Annotated in this window: 18 protein-coding genes; 2 read left to right on the plus strand and 16 right to left on the minus strand. The window is 42.4% G+C overall.

Annotation, left to right across the window (positions count from 1 at the left end; genetic code table 11):
- Positions 1-167: 167 nt before the first annotated feature.
- Positions 168-638: a hypothetical protein gene (locus NBH07_RS18425; RefSeq protein WP_004308716.1), complete on the minus strand. Its 471-nt coding sequence runs from the start codon at positions 636-638 to the stop codon at positions 168-170.
- Positions 639-1,107: 469 nt separating this feature from the next.
- Here NBH07_RS18425 and NBH07_RS18430 point away from each other — a divergent pair, with 469 nt between their 5' ends.
- Positions 1,108-1,281 (plus strand): BF3379 family histone-like protein, encoded by a 174-nt coding sequence (locus tag NBH07_RS18430; RefSeq protein ID WP_004308720.1) that lies wholly within the window; start codon positions 1,108-1,110, stop codon positions 1,279-1,281.
- A gap of 129 nt (positions 1,282-1,410) precedes the next feature.
- Here the strand turns inward: NBH07_RS18430 and NBH07_RS18435 are convergent, their stop codons facing one another.
- From NBH07_RS18435 to NBH07_RS18465, 7 genes are all read right to left on the minus strand, one after another.
- Positions 1,411-2,853: an OmpA family protein gene (locus tag NBH07_RS18435; RefSeq protein ID WP_004308721.1), complete on the minus strand. Its 1,443-nt coding sequence runs from the start codon at positions 2,851-2,853 to the stop codon at positions 1,411-1,413.
- Positions 2,854-2,906: 53 nt separating this feature from the next.
- On the minus strand, positions 2,907-4,364 hold the full coding sequence (gene mobV, locus NBH07_RS18440) for a MobV family relaxase (RefSeq protein WP_004323434.1): 1,458 nt from the start codon (positions 4,362-4,364) through the stop codon (positions 2,907-2,909).
- A 206-nt stretch (positions 4,365-4,570) separates the two neighbouring features.
- Entirely contained in the window at positions 4,571-5,431 is an 861-nt protein-coding gene (locus NBH07_RS18445) for a MarR family transcriptional regulator (RefSeq protein ID WP_234237732.1), read from the minus strand.
- A gap of 24 nt (positions 5,432-5,455) precedes the next feature.
- Positions 5,456-6,013, minus strand: a complete 558-nt coding sequence (locus tag NBH07_RS18450) for a hypothetical protein (RefSeq protein WP_004323436.1) — start codon at positions 6,011-6,013, stop codon at positions 5,456-5,458.
- On the minus strand, positions 6,010-6,405 hold the full coding sequence (locus NBH07_RS18455; RefSeq protein WP_004323437.1) for a hypothetical protein: 396 nt from the start codon (positions 6,403-6,405) through the stop codon (positions 6,010-6,012). Before NBH07_RS18455 ends, NBH07_RS18450 begins: the two co-directional genes overlap by 4 nt.
- A 10-nt stretch (positions 6,406-6,415) precedes the next feature.
- Complete coding sequence (locus NBH07_RS18460; protein ID WP_004308726.1) at positions 6,416-6,862, minus strand: hypothetical protein; 447 nt, start codon at positions 6,860-6,862, stop codon at positions 6,416-6,418.
- A gap of 17 nt (positions 6,863-6,879) precedes the next feature.
- Positions 6,880-7,929, minus strand: coding sequence for a hypothetical protein (locus NBH07_RS18465; RefSeq protein WP_004323439.1), 1,050 nt, complete (start codon positions 7,927-7,929; stop codon positions 6,880-6,882).
- Between the two features lie 234 nt (positions 7,930-8,163).
- On the opposite strand from NBH07_RS18465, the gene NBH07_RS18470 reads away from it, so the two are divergent.
- Positions 8,164-8,808, plus strand: coding sequence for a recombinase family protein (locus tag NBH07_RS18470; protein ID WP_234237724.1), 645 nt, complete (start codon positions 8,164-8,166; stop codon positions 8,806-8,808).
- A gap of 368 nt (positions 8,809-9,176) precedes the next feature.
- Here the strand turns inward: NBH07_RS18470 and NBH07_RS18475 are convergent, their stop codons facing one another.
- The 8 genes from NBH07_RS18475 to NBH07_RS18510 all read right to left on the minus strand — a co-directional run bounded on the left by NBH07_RS18475 (position 9,177) and on the right by NBH07_RS18510 (position 15,471).
- Positions 9,177-9,857: a DUF1281 family ferredoxin-like fold protein gene (locus tag NBH07_RS18475; RefSeq protein WP_250833573.1), complete on the minus strand. Its 681-nt coding sequence runs from the start codon at positions 9,855-9,857 to the stop codon at positions 9,177-9,179.
- 471 nt (positions 9,858-10,328) lie between these two features.
- A complete protein-coding gene (locus NBH07_RS18480) occupies positions 10,329-10,583 on the minus strand; it encodes an LPD11 domain-containing protein (RefSeq protein ID WP_004313639.1) in 255 nt (84 codons plus the stop codon).
- 490 nt (positions 10,584-11,073) lie between these two features.
- Entirely contained in the window at positions 11,074-11,574 is a 501-nt protein-coding gene (locus NBH07_RS18485) for a DUF4313 domain-containing protein (RefSeq protein WP_007218096.1), read from the minus strand.
- 418 nt (positions 11,575-11,992) lie between these two features.
- Positions 11,993-12,307, minus strand: coding sequence for a hypothetical protein (locus NBH07_RS18490; protein WP_004308733.1), 315 nt, complete (start codon positions 12,305-12,307; stop codon positions 11,993-11,995).
- Between the two features lie 465 nt (positions 12,308-12,772).
- Positions 12,773-13,300 carry a hypothetical protein gene (locus NBH07_RS18495; protein ID WP_004308734.1) on the minus strand — a complete coding sequence of 176 codons (528 nt, stop codon included), beginning with the start codon at positions 13,298-13,300 and terminating at the stop codon, positions 12,773-12,775.
- Positions 13,301-13,787: 487 nt separating this feature from the next.
- Entirely contained in the window at positions 13,788-14,168 is a 381-nt protein-coding gene (locus NBH07_RS18500) for a single-stranded DNA-binding protein (protein ID WP_004308735.1), read from the minus strand.
- A gap of 698 nt (positions 14,169-14,866) precedes the next feature.
- Entirely contained in the window at positions 14,867-15,127 is a 261-nt protein-coding gene (locus NBH07_RS18505) for a DUF8466 domain-containing protein (RefSeq protein WP_004308737.1), read from the minus strand.
- Positions 15,128-15,141: 14 nt separating this feature from the next.
- Entirely contained in the window at positions 15,142-15,471 is a 330-nt protein-coding gene (locus NBH07_RS18510) for a hypothetical protein (RefSeq protein ID WP_004308738.1), read from the minus strand.
- Positions 15,472-15,602: the final 131 nt, after the last annotated feature.

Here is a 15,602-nt window from a genome sequence, read left to right on the forward strand (position 1 = left end):
GGCCAATAAATGTGTTATACTGTTTAGAAACGGAGTACGACGAGTAAAAAAGGAATAGGACCGGTTGTGGGAGTTCGGTGGAGCATGGCTATAAGAGTAATCGGGCTGAATATACAATACAAGGAAATGCTATCCACCCGCTTTGGCTACAGGTGGATATGTTATTGTCATTCCGCACCTCTCATGATGGTGAGTTGGTCGGGACGGTTAGGAAACCAATAAGAATCACTGTCAATATATACACATCTGCCACTATTACAGAGATTCCCAAAAGCTAAGACCTCACAAGGTCCAAATATCACTCCATAATCGTTTGTAAACGCCACCATATCTCCCACACTCAAGTCGTTTTCCGTATCCATCACCTTGGAAAGGTGGTCGTAAAACTCAATACCTTCAGCTTCACGTTCTGTTTTCCAACGCAAAAAGTCTTCTTTATGACTTCTACCGGTATGTATCGGTGATAATTCAGAAGGAAAAACCTCCGCTTCCGAAGTATCAGATGCAATCAAAATAACGCTATCCTCTTCAATGTTTTCCGGAATAGAAGCCACTTGGTAAACCCCATTAGACAGACCACTATCTGGGTCATGCCAATAAAGAAGATTACCCAACTTGATAAAATCGTATTTTCCCATATTCTTTGATTTATTATTTCCCTTTGCTTGAAGCTCTTTCGGCTTCTTGCCGGGGATTGATTTTTATGCAGGATTAACAGTGGAATAAGGGCGATAAGACAAGTAAACAGTAAATGGAATGGAACGGAATACCCAACCTTCGAATGTAAGAGCAGAAGCAGGCTTGTCCTTTTATACCTTGCAATGAGAAGGGGACTGAAAGTCAATCTTTGATTTGAGGAAGGCTGCCGTAAAATATCCAGGAACCGTTAGCATAGCGGTGCTTGACAATCGTCCGGACACTGTACCTTTGCATATAAAATCTCTTCGGCCAGATTTGCCGATGGTGCGATAAGGGAATACTCAGAATGGAAAAACATAAAAAGGGGTATCATATTATAGGCGAAATATATAACAGAGCTAATATAAGTCCTAAAAAAATATTTTTGCTATCTTTGCCAGCGTATTATATAATATTAAGAACATAACAATGGAAAAAACATTTACACAAATCTGTGAATTGTTCGATCAATTCTCAAAAGATGCCAACCTCCAGATGGAGAAAGGCAACAAAGCTGCCGGAACTCGTGCCCGCAAAGTATCACTTGAACTTGAAAAACTTCTCAAACAGTTCAGAAAAGAGTCACTTGAAGCATCGAAATAATTTTCATTCTGGTTCTGACAGTAGGAAAATGGCGAACTTCACGTGTACCATATCGAAAAAGCCTCTTCGCTTCACAGCGGAGAGGCTTCATTGATTATGACAAAGTTAAACATCAATTATGCGAAATTTCTATTTCGCTTTTGGAAAAAACAACTCCACTTTCGTATGTCTGTTGGCTTCCACGGGCGTATAGTCGGCAATTCCACCTTTGCTAACTCTGATAATCCGCTTGGCTGGTATTCCACGTTGTTCCAGTTCTGCGGTAATAAAACCGGCTCTCGATATACTCAAAGAATCATTGATACTTGATGTTCCTGTAGAACTGTCAGCAGCACCAGTTACCCTCACGGATAAACTGTATTTCTTAGCTACACGAGCCAGTTCGTCAAGATTAAGCCTCTGTGAGGTATCCGTCAGATGTGTCGTATTGAGAGCAAAAAAGAAATAGATGGGTGTACCGATGCACTCTCCATCAGCGTATGAAAGAACCGTGGAATCCATAGCGAGGGTGTCCTGATGGGCGGACTGCACATTTCGGGAAGCCGTGTAATTATATGATGGCTTTCCATTCTCTGTCTGAAGAATAGTCGTGTCAAGAGGTGACGACCCGTCCCAATAGCTATGCTTCAATCTTGCACGAAGCGAGTTCAAACCGCTATAATTATTTATAGGATATCTGCATCCGGTTATATCGTCGTTGTCAAAGATATGGCTATATGTATCGAGTAGTCCTTCGATTTCCAGAATTTTCTTTAATTCCACGAGTGTTCGCTTATCTTGATTGTGACGTCCCACATAACGCCTGTTCTCCTCCGAAAGGAAGTTGCCATAATCGACAAGCAGTTCGTTCCGATGGATGTATGGTGCCGTATCCACCGCGCGCTTCCAGCCGACCTTACCGAGATGAAAGGTGAATCCGGCAGTCAGCGAAAGCATGTGATCGCCCAGACGGTTTGGATAGCCATATCCGTCGAAATCCTGGAATGTAGTTGTGTTAGAGAGTTCCAGCATAGCACTAACCCGTTTGGAAATACGGTATTGTGTTAGTATGCCGTAAGAAAGCGCAAAGGGATTGTTCCCGTTGGTGGCGTTATGTAGCAGACCGACACCCATAAAGGGTGCAAGCCTCCAACGTACCTGTTCCTGTCGGGCATATCTGCGTCCAAGGAGATTCCACAGGAGATCTGCATGGATATAATGGTAGTCCTGCGTAGATAATTGTGCATCCTTAAACTGCAAGCCACTATAATTTACCCTTGCGCCGACCAAAGGAGTAAACCATTTGCCGACGGCGAGGCTGTACGAAGGTTTCACTCGTCCAAAAAGGTCTTCACAACCGAGAGGTGTACCAAGAAAAACTGTCGCACCTCCGGATATGCTAACAAACCAGTTGCCGGTTCGAGATGCCGGAAGTAGCACCCCGTTGAGATAGACGGGCTGCATCGGTTGAAGCAATTCCGCTACTTCATAATGAATAGTGTGTCGTACAGTGTCCTTCTGTACGGGTTGTACACTTGCTTGTGCCTGCAACGTGCAGAGCAAAGCGAAGATGAAAATAATTTGTTTCGTCATATTCCAATGATTTCATTAGTTATACTTTTAATCTGGTGTAAGGCGTATGCCATTTACCGTTTAGATTTCTTGCCGATAGTCGAGCGCATCATGCGGCTCGCCATCCTCATACAGCGAAGTGCCCATGCTCGATTGTCCTCGTCCTCGTCGCGTCCCCATTTGAGGTCACTCCCTCCGCCTCCACCACCATGTGATTCGGCAAATGTAGTGGCATCATCTACCATTCCGAGAAATAGCATTGTCGCACAGTGCATGATTTCCGTACCCCGCTCGGCGATAGACTGTACCAGTGAACCGTCAAAGAGCTGCCGTTCTGAAACATTCATTTGTGCCGATGCGTTACGATACTCGCTGATTACACTCTCCAGTAGGACGTCTTTAAACAAGCTATCCACTTTGGAGTGTACATCACGGGAATATTGATAGGCCTCCTCTTTGAGTTCTTCGGTACGTTCTTCAATGGCTCCCATATCCTTTTTCAGTTCGATGAGTTGCCGGTCAGCCGTCTGCAACTTTTCCTGCTTGTCTGCCAGTTGCCTGATGATTCCTTGCAGCTCTTTTTCCAACATTTGTATTTGGATTGCCAATTCTGCCGCATTGCCTTTGTTTTCTTTTAAATTGTACTCGGCTGCCGATAACAAGGTTTCTTTTTCAGTTTTCTGCTTTTCAAGATTGCTAACCATTGTCGTAAGCCCTTTGACTCTGCGTTCTGCCAACCGGATGTCTGATTGAAGTTCACCCAATACCTGTTGATGGAGTTTGATATTATCCTCGATTGTTGTACACTCTTCAGACAACATTCGGCGGTATTCCTCAGTCGTTCTGTGCCGTGCACCCGTTTCGGATATGCTTGTTCCTCTTGACATTCCCCACTTTGTATTGACTTCTGCGAAAAAGTCCGTATGAAGTTGTTTCATTCTTGCACTATATTCAAACTTATCCTTACCGGCGAAGATTTCCTTGTACGCAAAGCGACTATCCTTGATTGGCAGAAGCGTACAGTGGATATGCGGGTTCAATTCATCCAGATGTACAATGAATGCAGCGATGTTCTGCTCACCATATCTGCCACAAACGAATGAATAAACATCCTTGGCCCAGCGTTCAATGTCACGCTTCCGTTCGATGCGGGTATTGTCCGCACCTTTTTCAAAGTCCACCTGTTGCGTACCGAAAGCAAGTTCCTGCATTCGCTGCCGTGAACCGCCGAAGATGATATTTACCACCGTGCGGTATTTTGGTTCGAGCAGCCCCTCATTAGGATCTTTGATTCCACGGTGACTTAATATGTCCGCCATCCGTTTGGGAATGCTACGGCTTGTGTCGATGGGATGTATTTTACCTCCGGGCGCAATCTCGAAGTTCAGCCGTTTACGCGTAGGATCATAATTTCCCTTACTCATAGCGTACTTCTCTGCCTTTTCACTACGGTCACGCAGATGTTCATTACTTTGGGCGGTGGTAATCCCTTTCGACACCTGCACGTCGAGTACCTGTTTTTGATTTGCCATACGTTTTTCATATTGTTTCGGACAATCTACCGTGTCCCAGCTTGCTGCTTGTTCGGACACCCTTCCCACCAACGTCAGGCAGGTGGGGTATTAGGCTCCCCCTTCCCTTTGTTCGTGGCAGGCGGGCAAGCCCGGATGCCTTCTATAACTGGCAGGGGGGCTTCACTGGATACAAAAGTGGATTGTTGCGGTTATACATTCTGTTTTCAACCTCCAATCTGATACGTTGCCTCCTGTGCCTTTGCCGCAAATGCCAGAAAAGGCTTAAAAAGCGTTTTAAGGAACTCCCTGTCATCTTCATCATAATCGGAATTTTCATCCCTATCTACATCAAGAATAAGCCCGGCAATACCTTTCGAAGTTGCAATAAGTCCTGTCCAGTCCCCATACAATTCCAATCGGAAGTAGTCCATAAACTCTGTACTGTCATCGAATCTCGACTTACGCAGTGCCCGTTGTATAGCGGCAAATGTAATGCACTCCAAAGCTACCATACGAATCTTGACAGCTCGTTCATCATCATCCGCTGCCGGATTGATGCGAATGATACTGTCCGGAGATGGGCAGCTATCGCATATGCCAGCTTCATCCATTGCCCGACGAACAAGTTGCTCACACTTGATTCCGATCTCGTCAAGGGACACTTTGCCGATTATCCAATCGGACAATGCCTCACGTAGCTGTTCTGCAAGGTTCAACTTCTTCTGTCCATTGCAAGACTCCGTGGATTGGCTGGTTTGCACAGTCATGGTAATGATGACGCTTTTGGAAAGCCGGATGCGATTCAACAAGCCGAACTCTTCCATTACATCCAAAAAAGAACGGACAGTAGCCCTATGCCAATGCCATTCCGATGAAAGGTCAGAAACAGTCACGTGGCACTGGTTGGGTTGAAGTTCGTAGCCTTTGTTCCTTAAAAAAGGGGAAACAAAACCTGCCAAAGATTTATCCAATAAATCACAGAAGGCTTCTGTCTTTGTTTTTCGTTCACCGACTTTCTCCTTGAGGTAGTCAAATACTTCTCTGTCTGCCAATATAGGGACAGCTATTTTCTGCTTGGTTTTCATTTTCATTTCATTTTTTAATTATTACTACTGTGCGGATATATCAGTGTTGCCGCTATCCGCATCTTGCGGCAATATCGCGTGATGATGGTCATAATAACTTTCGGCTAATAGTCTGGGGAATTTCATCCATTCAGAGATTATGCCTATGTCCTGAAATTCGGTCATAACCCGAACAGAGGGATAGAACAGGGCAGCCAAAAGAAGATAGGCGGCAGTTACCGCCGTTGTGTACAAGTGTGGAACAAAACTGATGGCCAAAGCCACCAATGAGAGTATGACAAACATACATGGTCGGTCACATAAACCTCTTAACAATCTGTCCGCTCTCCTAAATGAATATATAGTGGCACAGATAGCAGTTGAAAGAAAAACACCGAACTCGCCAACATGTCCGCTGATGTAAACATAGTGGAAGAGCAATAGCAGAATCAATACGACCTGTACATATAGTTTACGAGCCTTTACACTGTGTATCATAGCATCGTAGAACCTTACCATAAAAGAACGGTGGCTTTTGTACAATGCTAATGGCAATACGAAAAGCGTTATACAGAAGATAAGTTGTAGTATATTCCAAATCATAAATAATAGGGTTTCTCGCGTATTTGAATGGGGGATATCATCAACTCTAATTGGACAATATTGTGGGTGGCCAATAGGATGATAACTTCGGCGTCCCTCGGTGAAAGGTATATCGCTGCTTTCTTAATACGTTGCTTGAACGTATGCTCCTGCTTACGGTAGGCTGCCAATGCCTTATCCAGTTTATGTTCCGGAATTGTCCATGTCATGCCTTTGGCGTATGAGCCTTTGTCTTTGCAAGCCCGCAGTACCAACGTGCGGGAAACAATGTAATTGATATATCCGTTTCTTGACAAAGCATACTCCTTATAGAAATTGTCATCAACAACCTCTATCCATGTCCGGTATTCCCTAATCCAATAAACCATTTGTCGGTATAGTGTGTCCCGCATAACATGACCATTAAAGGAAATCCATCAAGAGATCGTCTTTGTTCTTCTTATACTTGAATGTGCCACTTTTGGAATGAAGATCCAAATCAAGGCACAGCTCGCCGTACATCTGCTCAAGAGAATCATAGATGGTGACAAGAATGCTATTTACCTTACCGTCTGCATCTGTCTTGCAATTCATCTTGAACATCTGTCCAAATGCCGGGTTGGAGTATGCACAGGTGCTATGCCCGAATTTGTCAGCGTGCGTGGGGATGTGGTGGTAGAGAGTTATAAGCTCCATATCGTCCTCAAACAGATCCATCACTTCCTCCAAATCGTAAGGGTCGCGTAGCGGGAAGGTCAGTAGGGCGTAGTCACCGTAGAATTGTGCTTCCTCCATTGTCGTCACATCGAGTAGTTGCGGTAGTTGCAGAGGGACAAATGTCATAAAGTCATTGAAAAAATGTCGTAACATATTCATTTTTTATATTGTTAGAGCGTCTGTATGAAAATATCCATAAGCATTCCTGGCAGTTCAGTCAGTTGACCACTTTCCGATTGCAGGATTCGGCTCAAGGTTTTGAACGCCACAGGTGTCTGTGCCGCCATCCTGTCAAGTTGTTTCCGTTCTTTATCGGAAAGCAATGTCATAGAGAATCCGTCCAGTGAAGTATAAGGGTGGATAAGCATCCATATATAAGCATGTGCTTGCGAAGAAGTCTTGATTTTTTTGTTCCGAACATCTTCTATACAAATCTGCATATTTTGTATTTGGCGACGATTGGTGCGCATTGTCAAATAAAGCATAGCCTCCCGATAGGTAATCTCCTTTCTCTCAGCGGCAAAGAATATCTGCGAACAACACTGTTCAGTACCACGTGTGATGTCAGCCATACTCTCACCTTCGAAATCGTGCAAGTGAGAGAGGAACGCACGGAATATAGCATCTTCTTTAGTGATATAAGTAATCAGTTCATTGCGGCTATGTATGCCGTTACGGATAGTTCGGGTCAGTAACATACGGTAAGCCGCAAGGATTTCCTCTTTGTTACCCTTATGAAGCGGAAGATTATCCAGTGAGTTGAAAAACGGGCGGATTTCTCCAGCGGCATGATGCAGTTCCTCATCATTGTTATAAGGTGAGAACTCTCCTTTGAGAGCCAAAAGTTCCTGATAAGTACGCGTCTTTGAGAGGGCTAAGCGTGAGAACTCAGTGCGGATAGAATCATGCAGTCTGATACACTCTTCACGCTGATTGGAATGGGGGTGGCTGAGCGTATCATTCCGGAGATACCTAAAAACAGAGTCTTTTACTGTTTGCCATTGTAGGATATGCTTGGTCAATACTTGAAATGAGGAATCTTTCTGACGTCGTATATTGTACAAGTACTCCCTGTATATTCCGGCAGGATCGTTCGTAGCTTCAGACAATGATTTGCCATTTCTATCGCTGCATGATATCAGGCCCAATATGGCCAATGAAACGATACATCTTCCAGTCAAAAATGATGGAGTCTTGTAGTATGATTTTAAAATTTTCATATTTAACAATTCATATTTAACGATGCAAATCTATATATTATTTTTATTGTAAAAGCCCTTTTATATCGCATTTAGTATAATTTTTGGTATCATATTAATAATATGATTATCAATGAAAACAAGTGCAAGAAAAAAGCTAAAAAAAGGATTTAGCGAGATTTTTGCCACGATATGATTTTAGATTAAAATGAAAGTGCTATATTTGCACTTGTTATCAAAACAGTGTATATTAAAATGGCAAAAGTTGGCTATATATTCAAGGAAAATAATGACAGTTTTGATGCTGAGAGAGAATGGATGCAGCGATATGGTTGTGTACAAATCGTAGAGGAAACAGTTGAACATGAAACATTGAGACCTATGTGGAAACAGCTTATGGCGAATCTTCAAAGGGGCGATGAAATAGTCATATCCAAATTCAGCAATGCTGCACGCGGTTTAAGAGAACTGGCCGCGTTCATCGAACTATGCCGTATCAAAATTGTACGTGTCATATCCATTCATGACAGAGTTGATACTCGCGGTGAATTATTCCCCGGTACGACAGCAGCCGATGTGTTGTGGATAATAGGGGCATTTCCGGAAGAAATTGCCGCACTACGAAAATATTCCGCTCATGTCGAGAAGTTACGCCAGAATATCAAAGCCCCGGCTGTGCCGAAGGTATTACCTAAAGCTGAACGAGATAAGACAATCGTGGATATGTATATCAACGGGCATTCTTTCGATGACATTTGGGCTGCAAGCGGTTTTAGCAGCAAAAGTTCTATTTGGCGCATACTCAATAAATATGGCGTAAAACTTGATCGTGGCCAAACCAGCGGTCCGCGTGTCAAACAGAACCCGAAAGAGGACAGAACAAATGAAGGTGACTCCTGATAGAATTTTCAGATAATCAGGATCGTATATTTGTTTTTCGGTTATTATTTTGTATTTTTATTATTGTTAAAACTATAAAAGTAAGACTTATGGGAGATATTATAATTGTATTGCTGGTATTCTGGGTTGTCGGCAAGCTCTTGAAGGGCGTGTTTGGCGGTTTCAGTAAAAGCAGCTTCAAAGATGATAAGTAGGCCAGCCAAGGGATGGGTAAATACGGTCAAAAAAGACTGGTTCAAGAGGCGTGAAATTGTAAAAAGGAAGTGGAATGGAATAAATATAAACGGAGCTTCCGGCAACAGGAGTCCAGGATATATCGGTTGAGATATACCCTGAATACATGTCGGATATTGTCTGTCCGGAGATGTTTAGGCTTTCCACCTATACCCCTCGTTTGTCAGTTCCAAGTATTCCTCTAATCCCGGTTTTACGAAAAAGACAATTTCAAAGGCTTCGTTACTTCCGTTATCGGGGAATGTCATGTCGGTTTCTCCATTTCGGATAGTCCCTTTGCCCACGTTGGAACCAAGGTCTTCATCCGCATAGGCATATTGAAACTCGACGTCCGGAAATATCTCGGAGAGTGTTTGGATAAGCAGAGGCACACCTTCCCAAGCCGTATCAAACCAAAGCACGTTCGGTTCTTCAAAATTCTGATTAAAGGCATTCCATTTTGTACCCCAGTTGGCAATAGACCATTCATACCAAGTAGGATAACCGTATTTTCCCCAGTTTCTCAGATATGTCATTCCAAGTTGTAATGCTTCTTCCCTGACTTTTTCCTCCTGAATTTCCATCCATTGAATGACTTTCAGGTCGTCCTGTGAATTGAACGGTTTACGTTGCTGTGCTATGATATACTGCATACCAAATTCCCCAGAAGTGGACGCTTCTATCAGTAAGTCCTTTGGCATAGGGATAATGTTGTTGAAGTCAATATAGCAAGGCGTACTGTCTTCATCAGTTTTTCCTTTTAAGAAATCCATCACATTTTGTACTGTTTCTCTGTCTGCGTTTATTTCTAAACGGTTTGTTACATAATTAGGCATGATTTTAATGTTTAAAGAATTGGTTAGTATTAACTTTTATTTCCCATATTGTCGGTTCTTTACTGATTGAACCGTTTTGGGATTTATGGATGCGGTAAACGGATGTCGATACAGCTTCATACGGCAACTTTTCTTGCCAAATTACTCTTGCGCAGGAAGGAAGAATTTTGTAAGAAATACACTTCAAGTAGCAGGATCAAGCGCGATAGCCGACCTTTGCATTTGATAAAACCAAACCGGTGATAGGATGAAGAATAGATGGGAGATAAAATGAAAAATAATTAATATAAAAGAAGAATGCTATTCCTTTTGCAGAAATATAAAAAAGGAATAGAATGATATAATTATAAAAGAGGGACTATTATTACCCTCTCAATTATAAGAGGGTATGTTCTCAAACTCCGACCCTTATTTGTAATACTGTAATACCGCAACACCTCCGTTAAAGGTTATTACGGTATTTTTTTTGAATTATTCTTGTGTTACTTCCATAGCATTGCTGTATTCTTTGATTTGCTCCATTGTCAGCCATTCGGGTTTTTCGTTTTCTCGGAAGCTGTCGTGAATTTTCGTCATGTATTCAATTTGTGCCTTTTCAGAACCAGCCCACAAACGACGAGAACTTTTGTTTCCAAAGCCAAGATAATATTCACAGTCGGCTTGCAAACGCCCCAATAACATATACCTGAATTTTAAATCGTGCTGTAATACTTCTTCTATTGTCATACTCGTTTTCGTTTTTAATTAAGTTTTTTATTTTCCCTTTTTTCAAGTCTTTCGACTTTGCCGGAAGGGTTGTTTTTCATGTGCGTCCCAAACGACGAAGCAGGAACGCAGTGCAAGGAATCGGAAATGAAATTTTATGAATACCGAAATCTATGATTTAGGAAGATTACGTCAAATTTCATTTCGGATAGCGTAGCGATACTTGGATAGCGTTCGTTCGCCGTAATTTTGCACACGAAAACAAGACCGGGCGAAAGTCTGGATAACGACAGGAAACATCAACATTCATTACATAAGGGCTGTAAAAGAGAAGCAGGCAGTTACGCTGCTATAAAAGGGAAACAAGGAAATTAAAAAAGTGGGCACGGAGCAATCTGTAAAAAAGGGGGATGCCACCTGTCTTCGGGCAAAAGAAGATACCATACCGATAGGATTTAACCGATACGGTATCTCTTTGGTAGTCATCAGTACCATACTTTCAGAAAACCATTTAAAAACATTCGATATTCGCCTCTTGGAAAATCTGCGGGGCGTGCTGATAAAGCAAAGGAAGATTCAATACCGCCATTGGATATTCCACAAATCCGCTTCTACGCTTGTAACCTGAATAGGTCGCTAAATTATTTGTCTCCAGAAACTCCATTGCATCCGGATAATGATTCACATCAATAAATGTACGGTCTGGCAAATCGAGTGCATCCATGCTCTCCAAATTGACGGATAGCACGATATACTCTGTTTCATCTTCCACACTTTGCAAAGTAAGTGCTAACCAGCCATTGCCATAAAATTGAGGCATGAGATAAAAGCGTTCTCCACGAAACTCGTATTCTTTCCGCGTTAGGGAGCTGTCCGGCTCTACCAAGCGAAAATCATCCTCTCCAGAAACAAATTCTGTTGATGGGTCGCTGACATCCACATACGTTCCATTTACATTGTGACACAAATACTCTGCATTTTCTGAACGAACAATCACAAATTGAATTTCCATACTTTTAAAATTTAGCTATTAAACATCATGTTCTTTTTTTCCCTTTTTTCGGAAGCCTTTAGGCTTCTCCAGTCGGGATTTGATTTTTACGTGCATTCAAGATTGCCTTTAAGGAAAAGCAGGCAAGGAATTTGGACAGAATTTTTACAGTTGCGGTATGGAGCGTATACGACATTTGAGCGATTGAAAATCGGGAAAGCTACTGAAAAATTGTGTTCAAATAGCGTAGCGGTACTTGAATGTTTTTCCGTGGCAATACCTTTGCACAGGAAAAAACAAGTCCTGACTGGTAGCAGCCTGAAACGAAATAATTTCGTTTTATACAAGGGTAAAACGGAGTGATAAAAAAGGGAATGACCACAAAGAGCAGCCGACAAAAGCCGGCTTTCTTTTGTTCCTGTGGGAGGAGCTGGGACATTTAATCCGTTACATCATAATAATAGCTTAGCTCGTCATCTTTCAGATACTCCATTGCATATTGACTGGCTTGTGCCCAAAGGGTATTATACAATGTCGCAATTTCCGGCCTTGTTTCATAATACTGCCATATCTTATGGTTAAGCACTAAAACCAGTTCCGTGAGATACTTGTAGTTCTCTTTCCACTCCTTAAAAGCACGGTTGAAAGTGTCCTGTATCGCCGAAAGACCAAATCGGTCAGCAATGGAAAAATCATTCCAAAAGGTTGTTTGCAATTCATAACCGTTCTCTAACATAAATTCTCTGAATGTCATAATGCCTCAAATTTTAAGATTAATATTTTATTTATTTCCCTTCGATACTTCCTGTACCGAAAGGTTGATTATTTTTCTGCCCACGGGATTGGCGGCCAGAACGGGCAAGGAGGATGCGGAAAATACACTCTTCGATATTTCGGAGAGGAAGATTTTACAGCAGCAAGTGTCAGCGGTCCTTGACAGGACGGACAGCCGGCAATCGAATTTTGCAGGGAAATAACCAGGCTTGCGGGATAGAAATATAGGGGGGTAGCTGGATGGGGCTATAAAGGAGGGCCGGAGTCTAAAAAAGGAAACTGGCACAAGCGGCCACCTACAACAGTTGGGCGGGAACATTCATAAATGTGTAAAAAGGAATAGTTTCCCACCACATTTTATGCAGAATATATACGGCATAAAACACAAGTGCGTAACAGCCTCTTGAGAAAGCGTTACGGCATTTGTTTAAGTACAGGTTACAGGCTATTTTACCTGAACGAGGTTGTCCTGTAGAGTTTTCCAGCCATACACTGCGGCCACATAGGGGTGGAGGGAACGTGTAACTTGGCGAAAACCATTCTCGTCAATTTCATAGTTGTAGATTTTTGCGGCAATCCGTTCTGCGTCGTCACGATTTTCAGCGACACGGTACAAAACATAATTCGTGCCATCATGGTGCGACATACGGCCTCGTATATCGTAGCCGTCACCGTACCACTCTGCATCATACTGTGTAGATTGTAATATCCCGGCAATGTTGTCACCCAAAATTTGATAGCCTTGTTTGCGTCCGTTCCACAATCCTAAATCTCCAAATGCAATAATGACTCCATTGACATCCTTGTTTAGGTTCTGCCGCTCATCCCCCAATTCATTATACACTTCGTCCGACCACTCTTCATCGCTGACCTTGTAGGCATCATCGTCCAGTTCTTCTCGCTTGAAATTTTGATAATACTCTCTTGCTGTTTCATCCAATAGAGCATCACTTGACCAAATTATTTGTTTCATACATTCTAATTTTTTATTTTCCCTTCCCTTCAGAGGCTTTTACCTCGTCCGGTGGGATTTGATTTTACGTGCAAACCACAAGGCGGAAGAAGGGAACAATGCAAGGAGGAAGCGGAATCCGAAGGATTTCATTTGAACGGCATTGACTGCAAATGAAACGCGCCTTGCAGGTTCACGTCCGACTTAACTTCGCACTGTAAAATTAATGGACGGCGGACGTAACCTCACTTTTGGGAAGAAATATGGTTATAAGAGGGACTGGAAAGCTGCTCAGAGGTATGGAATTGAGAGAGTCTTCTTTTTTCTATTGAAAATCGTAATCTGCCTGTTCATCAAGTGGAGCTAAGTATAACAGTATTACCGGGTGAAGATTTCATTTGGAGCTTGGCATCGCAACAGTCACTTATAAAAGTATGATGCGTATTAATCCGGTCATGAGCAAAACAAAAGCGACCAAAAGATCGCTTTGTTCATGATAAGGCAAGAATTATTTTTTGCCTTTTTTCACGGGCTTTACCGGCTTTTCAGGAACATCCTCCTTTTCGATAGGAGGATAAAACTTGACAGCCACCATAACAACACGATTGTGCTTCACACCGACCTTGTCGGTCCACTCTTCAGGCTTAAAGTAGCCTTCAATGGTGAGCATCGTACCTTTGGTCAGTTGGTCGAATGACCCAGTATTCTCGTTTTTACGCCAAGCCTCAATATTCATAAAGGCTGAAATGCGGTTGGTTTCCTCGGCATTCCTTTCCTGACGGCTTACGGCCAATGGGAAACGTGCGACACTGCTGTTGGTGAACTCTCGGATTTCAGCGTCTTTACCTAAGAATCCGGTTACTGTGAAATTGTTTTCAATCTTTTTCATGTTGAATTGCTTTTAGAAGTTATTAAATCAATTTTTACACTGCCTAAAAAGTAGATGTCGTTTAAGGGATGCACCAAGGATAGCGCGTCAATACGCTTTATTTTTAGCCACAGGTAAAATCGAAGGCTCGATAAAGGAAGATTGAAGCGGCTACGCCATTGGTCAAGACAACCATGTCGTTCCCGTCGGCATACTATCTTTGCAGAGGAAAAATGATGATTGCTTCGATAAAAAGCGATTATGGAAAATGGGAAACAAGTAAACCGGTAATGATAAGGAAAAAGAGCAAATCCAAATGTCGGCACAAAGGCGAGACATCCGTCCGAAAGTCAGTGAAGAATAGCAAAGCCAAAGCGAGACATGCCTGGCTTGAATTGAGACTGTAACAAACAGAATACCATCCAATCAGAAAAAAGGCCACTGCATAAGGAATGTGTCAGCCAAGAGTGGACAGAAGCGTAGGTAGCCCATCCTTGGAGGATAGTGATATCCGCATCGAAAAAAAAATGGAACTGGAAGGAAAAACGGCAGGAAGAACCAGACTTTTCACAAAGTGGTTTCCAATTCGCTTTGTGCGAATGGCTGGTTTCTACAAAAGGGAGTGGCGCAGCCAAAAGAAAAAGTTATAAAAGGAAAATGGAAGTAAGGCTGAAATGGGTGATTCCATTCCAGCCAGTCGATGATATTTGTCCAAGGTGTCATTGAAATTCAACCATCATAATACGATGCTCGAATATTTTGGTTTTGTCGCTGGGACGTCGCTGGCAAACCCAAAGGTGTCGTGCACCGTAACCGTATGTGAAATATTCATCAAGTGGAGTTTTTTTCTCCAACTGTCTCATGCTTTCACGCAATTCCGCCTCATTGCCAGAAAAAAGAATCGTGTTAATGATTCGGAAATAAAGTTCAGTTACCTCGTCACAATAGGGGCAAAAGCTGTGTTCAATTGTTACTTTCATGCTTCTTTTGATTTTTATTGTACTTCGATTATATCTTCAATTCGACCATATAGGACAGAACGTAGTGCGGTTTTGTCAATGGTATAATATTCGGCAATATGTCCGTGTTGTTTCACGAAATACCGTTTGAGAACATCGGAGAAGTCAAAACGGTAGCCCATTAAAGCGATACCTCTTTTGAAATGGCAGCACTCTTTCACATTGCGGGTGAGCCAGTTCTTTTCTTCCCGACTCAACTTGTCGCCATTATCAAGACGTTCCCGTAATTTGTAAACCTTGCTATCTTTCAGTTTTTCCAATTCGGGCACATCCCATTGGACGAATTTCATTGCTATCTGTGTCATGGTTTCTATGTTGTAAAATTGTAAAAATTACTTCATCACAGTATTTAATACTCTCTCTTTGCCACAGATGAAACGAACAGTGATTTTGTTGTCGAAATCACCGACAATCGTTCCATCCGTGTGTCTCTTAT

It is taken from the genome of Parabacteroides sp. B2-S-102 (assembly GCF_023656665.1).
GTDB classification, from domain to species: domain Bacteria; phylum Bacteroidota; class Bacteroidia; order Bacteroidales; family Tannerellaceae; genus Parabacteroides; species Parabacteroides distasonis.

Bases quoted from the DNA above. Each gene is read 5' to 3' on its own strand.
- NBH07_RS18450 (WP_004323436.1), bottom strand. From the start codon at position 6,013: ATGATTTGGAATATACTACAACTTATCTTCTGTATAACGCTTTTCGTA.
- NBH07_RS18465 (WP_004323439.1), bottom strand. From the start codon at position 7,929: ATGAAAATTTTAAAATCATACTACAAGACTCCATCATTTTTGACTGGA.
- NBH07_RS18480 (WP_004313639.1), bottom strand. From the start codon at position 10,583: ATGACAATAGAAGAAGTATTACAGCACGATTTAAAATTCAGGTATATG.
- NBH07_RS18495 (WP_004308734.1), bottom strand. From the start codon at position 13,300: ATGAAACAAATAATTTGGTCAAGTGATGCTCTATTGGATGAAACAGCA.
- NBH07_RS18455 (WP_004323437.1), bottom strand. From the start codon at position 6,405: ATGCGGGACACACTATACCGACAAATGGTTTATTGGATTAGGGAATAC.
- NBH07_RS18490 (WP_004308733.1), bottom strand. From the start codon at position 12,307: ATGACATTCAGAGAATTTATGTTAGAGAACGGTTATGAATTGCAAACA.
- NBH07_RS18505 (WP_004308737.1), bottom strand. From the start codon at position 15,127: ATGAAAGTAACAATTGAACACAGCTTTTGCCCCTATTGTGACGAGGTA.
- NBH07_RS18475 (WP_250833573.1), bottom strand. From the start codon at position 9,857: ATGCCTAATTATGTAACAAACCGTTTAGAAATAAACGCAGACAGAGAA.
- NBH07_RS18425 (WP_004308716.1), bottom strand. From the start codon at position 638: ATGGGAAAATACGATTTTATCAAGTTGGGTAATCTTCTTTATTGGCAT.
- mobV (WP_004323434.1), bottom strand. From the start codon at position 4,364: ATGGCAAATCAAAAACAGGTACTCGACGTGCAGGTGTCGAAAGGGATT.
- NBH07_RS18470 (WP_234237724.1), top strand. From the start codon at position 8,164: ATGGCAAAAGTTGGCTATATATTCAAGGAAAATAATGACAGTTTTGAT.
- NBH07_RS18500 (WP_004308735.1), bottom strand. From the start codon at position 14,168: ATGAAAAAGATTGAAAACAATTTCACAGTAACCGGATTCTTAGGTAAA.
- NBH07_RS18435 (WP_004308721.1), bottom strand. From the start codon at position 2,853: ATGACGAAACAAATTATTTTCATCTTCGCTTTGCTCTGCACGTTGCAG.
- NBH07_RS18510 (WP_004308738.1), bottom strand. From the start codon at position 15,471: ATGACACAGATAGCAATGAAATTCGTCCAATGGGATGTGCCCGAATTG.
- NBH07_RS18460 (WP_004308726.1), bottom strand. From the start codon at position 6,862: ATGTTACGACATTTTTTCAATGACTTTATGACATTTGTCCCTCTGCAA.
- NBH07_RS18485 (WP_007218096.1), bottom strand. From the start codon at position 11,574: ATGGAAATTCAATTTGTGATTGTTCGTTCAGAAAATGCAGAGTATTTG.
- NBH07_RS18430 (WP_004308720.1), top strand. From the start codon at position 1,108: ATGGAAAAAACATTTACACAAATCTGTGAATTGTTCGATCAATTCTCA.
- NBH07_RS18445 (WP_234237732.1), bottom strand. From the start codon at position 5,431: ATGAAAACCAAGCAGAAAATAGCTGTCCCTATATTGGCAGACAGAGAA.